Below are 4,903 nucleotides of genomic sequence, written 5' to 3' on the forward strand. Positions count from 1 at the left end.
AAAGCTTCCTCCTGGAGCCTTGGGCTCACTTATATGGGCTACAGCGGTTACTACAACCCTTTTACTGCCGAGGCTCAGGTGAATGATATGATTATTGGTCACCGTTTTGCCGTTGTAACCAGTCACGAAGAAGCCCACCAATTGGGCTATGCCGCTGAAAACGAAGCCAATTTCCTGGCCTATTTAGCCACCACCCACAACGACGATTTGTATTTTCAATATGCAGGAACCATTTTTGCCCTAAGGTATTGTGTGAACGAACTCGCCAGAAGGGATATGGACCTCTATGACGAAATTATTGAAACCGTACACTTCGGGATTTTGGAAAGCTATCGGGAAGTGCGCGAATTCTGGCAAAGCTATGAAGGCCCGATGGAATTGTTTTCCAAAGTGTTTTTTGACAACTTCCTGAAGGCCAACAATCAGGAGTTAGGCATCAAAAGCTACAGCTATATGGTGGCACTGCTGGTGAACTACCATAAGGAACATCCTCTTTAATTTTTAACTCTTAAATTCTTGTTAAAAGTCGGGCTTTAACACCTTTGCTTTCAGGCAGTTTTTTACATTTAGAATTCTTTTTCCAAAAACTTAATAACTAATGAAAAAACTTTTACTGTTATTTCCCCTATTCTTCAGCTTTGCTTTTATTTCAGCTCAGGAATATTTCCCAAAAAATGACGGAGTAAGCAATCAAAACTCCAACTACACAGCCTTTACCAATGCCACCATCTATGTGACCCCTTCTCAAAAAATTGAAGGCGGCACATTGCTCATTCAAAACGGCAAAGTGGTTCAGGTTGGAAAATCTGTAAACTTACCGGCAAATACGGTGGTTATAAATCTTGAGGGCAGACACATTTACCCGTCTTTTGTGGATCCTTACAGCGACTTTGGTGTTGAAAAACCCAAAGGAAATCCCACCCGTGGCCGTTCGCCTCAGTATGACGCCACTCGTTCCGGATATTACTGGAACGACCACATCAGAACTGAAATCAATGCCTTTGAAAAGTTTAAATTTGATGATAAAAAATACAAAGAGCTGGTTGATGCCGGTTTTGGAGCTGTGGGCACTCACCATCACGATGGTATTGCCAGAGGAACAGGAATGGTAGTTACGCTCAACGCTCAGGGCAATGACAGTGAGCGCATCCTTCAGCAAAAAGCGACTCAGCATTTTTCTTTTTCGCGCAGCGCAGAAAAATCACAATCTTATCCATCCTCAACTATGGGGATGATGGCTTTGCTGCGCCAGATGTATCACGATGCTGCCTGGTATGAGAAAGGGCATTCAAAAACCAAAGACCTGGCTCTTGAAGCACTTATCGCCAATAAAAATTTACCCGCGATTTTTGAAGCCAAAGACAAACTCCACAACCTGCGTGCTGATCAGGTTGGTGATGGGTTCAACATTCAATACATCATTGTGGGCAGTGGTCATGAATATGAAAGTATTCAGGACATCAAGGCTACCAACGCCACTTATATCATCCCTTTGAATTTCCCCGATGCTTTTGATGTTTCCAATCCTTATCAAGCGGCTTATGTTTCATTGCAGGATATGCGACGTTGGAATCAGGCGCCTTCCAATCCTAAAGTACTTGCTGAAAACAACATTCCGTTTGCTTTTACAACACTCGATTTGAAATCGCCCAAAGACATGATGTCCCGAATCGAAAAAACCATTGAATATGGTCTTTCCCCTCAAAAAGCATTGGAAGCGTTAACAACAGTTCCGGCACAAATTGTAAAAAACAACCGCATTGGTAACCTTAACAAGGATTCTGAAGCCAATTTTATTATTACTTCAGGACCGCTTTTTGAAAAAGGAACCACCATTTTTGAAAACTGGATTCAAGGCACAAAACACGTGGTGAATGACATGTCACAAAAAGACATCAGGGGAAAGTACAACCTGATAGTTGCCGGAAACACTTATGAAATGGGCATTTCAGGCGAAATCAGCAAACCAAAAGTTGAAATCAAACAGGACACGCTTACGCTGAAAAGCAGCATTTCATATTCCAAAAACTGGGTGAACCTCTCTATAACGAAAGACGATGAAACTTACCGAATGATTGTTAATATCAGTGATTTGACAGACAATCTAAGTGGAAGACTATACCTGCCCAACGGAACCGAATCCACGTTCATGGCCACTAAAACAGGAGCCCTTGACGAAAAAGATGACGAAGAAAAAGACGAAAAAGAGAAAAAAGCACCCGAAGTGGTGGCAGTGACTTATCCCAATATGGCTTACGGAAACACCGAACTTCCAAGGGCAACCGATATGCTTTTCAGAAACGCAACCGTTTGGACCAATGAGGCCGAAGGTATTTTGGAAAACACCGATGTACTCATCAGAAACGGCAAGATTGCCCAAATCGGTAAAAACCTTGCCCCCGGAAATGCACGCGTTGTAGATGCCACCGGCAAACACCTAACCGCCGGAATCATTGATGAGCACTCACATTTGGCACTTTCGTCAGTCAATGAAGGGGGCCACAACAGCTCTGCCGAAGTTAAAATGGAAGACGTGATTGACCCGGATGACATAGGCGTTTACAGGGCACTTGCAGGAGGGGTTACTGCTGCACAACTGCTGCATGGGTCTGCTAACCCCATTGGCGGGCGTTCGGCCATAGTCAAGTTTAAATGGGGAGAAAGTCCTGAGGGAATGAAATTTAAAAATGCTCCTGCATTCATCAAATTTGCTTTGGGTGAAAACGTCAAGCAATCCAATTGGGGTGCTGTGGAAACCGTGCGTTTCCCGCAATCAAGAATGGGTGTTGAACAGGTATATATAGACTATTTTTCACGTGCCAGGGAATATGAAACCCAAAAGAAAAGTGGAAAAGACTTTCGCTATGATGAAGAAATGGAAACTTTGGTTGAAATCCTAAATGGTAACCGTTTCATCAGTTGCCATTCTTATGTGCAAAGTGAAATCAATATGCTTCTGAAAGTCGCTGAACAATTTAACTTTAAAATCAATACGTTCACACACATTCTTGAAGGTTATAAAGTAGCTGACAAAATGAAAGAGCACGGTGTGAAAGGAGTTTCCACATTCAGTGATTGGTGGGCTTATAAGTTTGAAGTCAACGATGCCATTCCATACAATGCAGCGATTATGCACAATGTGGGGCTAAACGTAAGTTTAAACAGCGATGACGGCGAGCTCATCAGAAGACTCAATCAGGAAGCAGGAAAAACAGTTAAGTATGGTGGGGTTTCAGAAGAAGAAGCCTGGAAAATGGTCACCTTAAATCCCGCAAAAATGATGCGTGTTGACGACCGTGTGGGAAGCATTAAAACAGGTAAGGATGCCGATTTGGTGCTGTGGAGCGACAACCCGTTGTCCATTTACGCTAAAGCGGAAAAAACGCTGATTGAAGGTGCCGTTTACTTTGACATTGAAGACGACCTGAGAAAGCGAAACGCCATAAGGGATGAACGCAACAGATTAATGAAAATGATGATTGACGAAAAAAACGGCGGAGGAAACACCCAGCCACCAAGAAGAAGGCCCTCCAGGGATTTTCATTGCGACACCGACCATCTTGAGGAGGAATTTCATTTTCACGACTAATCTTTAATACGAAACTGATGAAAAATAAAATCAACATATTAAGCATAGCATTTTTACTGACGTTCAGCCTGTCAGTTTATGCACAACAAACGCCTGCAGGGCCACAAACTGAAGCCATATCCATCACGGGCGTTACCGCACACATTGGCAATGGCACCGTGATGCAAAACGCCACCATCGTTTTTGAAGACGGAAAGATTACCGCCATCGGTGCCAATGTTGCTCCAAAAGGACGCATCATCAACGCTCAAGGCAAACACGTTTATCCCGGTTTTATAGCCGCCAACAGCACTTTGGGGCTTGTTGAAATTGATGCCGTGAGAGCGAGTGTGGATGAGCGGGAAATCGGAAACATCACACCCAACGTACGCAGTTTGATTGCCTACAATGCCGAAAGTAAAGTAGTAGAATCAATGCGTCCCAACGGGGTATTGATGGGTCAAATCGTTCCACGTGGGGGAAGGATTTCCGGAACCTCCTCCATAGTTCAGTTTGATGCATGGAATTGGGAAGACGCTGCAGTAAAAATTGACGACGGTATCCATATGAATTGGCCATCCAGCTTTAGAAGAGGCCGCTGGTGGATGGGTGAACCCAGAACATTCCAACCCAATAAGGATTACGAAAGTGACATTCAGGCCATAAGGGAATTTTTGACGCAAGCTAAAGCATATAAAAAAGCCTCAGCTGATAGAAACCTGGCTCTTGAAGCCGTACATGGATTGTTTGACGGTAGCAAAAAACTTTATGTGCGTGCTAGCTCTGAAAAGGAAATCATAGACGCTATCACTTTTGCCAAAGAAATGGACATCAAAGAAACTGTTCTGGTGGGTGGTTATCAGGCCTATAAAATCACAGATTTTCTAAAGCAAAACAACATACCCGTGCTGCTTGACAGAACCCAAAACAGGCCCAATTATGACGATGAGGACTATGACCTGCCTTACAAAATGCCTAAATTATTGAATGATGCCGGCTTGCTTGTGGGTTTAACCCCCGTGGGTCGCATGGAGCGTATGAGCACCCGAAACCTGCCTTTCTTCGCCGGGCAAGCAGTGGGCTATGGCCTTTCAAAAGAAGATGCCCTCAAAATTATCACCTCAAACATTGCTAAAATTATCGGTATCGATGGGGATTACGGCTCACTGGAAGTGGGAAAAAGTGCCACACTATTTATTTCAGAAGGCGATGCATTGGACATGAGAACAAACAACCTAACCCACGCCTTTATCGATGGCAGGGAAATTTCTTTGGAATCTCACCATACCAAATTATACCAGAGGTATTCAGAAAAGTATGAGTCTGAAAAATAAA

At 43.6% G+C, this 4,903-nt stretch carries 3 protein-coding genes; all 3 read left to right on the forward strand.

Annotation, left to right across the window (positions count from 1 at the left end; genetic code table 11):
* A partial coding sequence (locus AC6F75_RS07505; protein ID WP_500714356.1) for a DUF3810 family protein occupies positions 1–498 on the forward strand: 498 nt, incomplete at its 5' end.
* A 100-nt stretch (positions 499–598) separates the two neighbouring features.
* A complete protein-coding gene (locus tag AC6F75_RS07510) occupies positions 599–3,589 on the forward strand; it encodes an amidohydrolase family protein (protein WP_500714357.1) in 2,991 nt (996 codons plus the stop codon).
* Positions 3,590–3,606: 17 nt separating this feature from the next.
* Positions 3,607–4,902, forward strand: a complete 1,296-nt coding sequence (locus AC6F75_RS07515) for an amidohydrolase family protein (RefSeq protein ID WP_500714358.1) — start codon at positions 3,607–3,609, stop codon at positions 4,900–4,902.
* Position 4,903 lies beyond the last annotated feature (1 nt).

The sequence above is a fragment of the Planktosalinus sp. genome, from assembly GCF_059864935.1.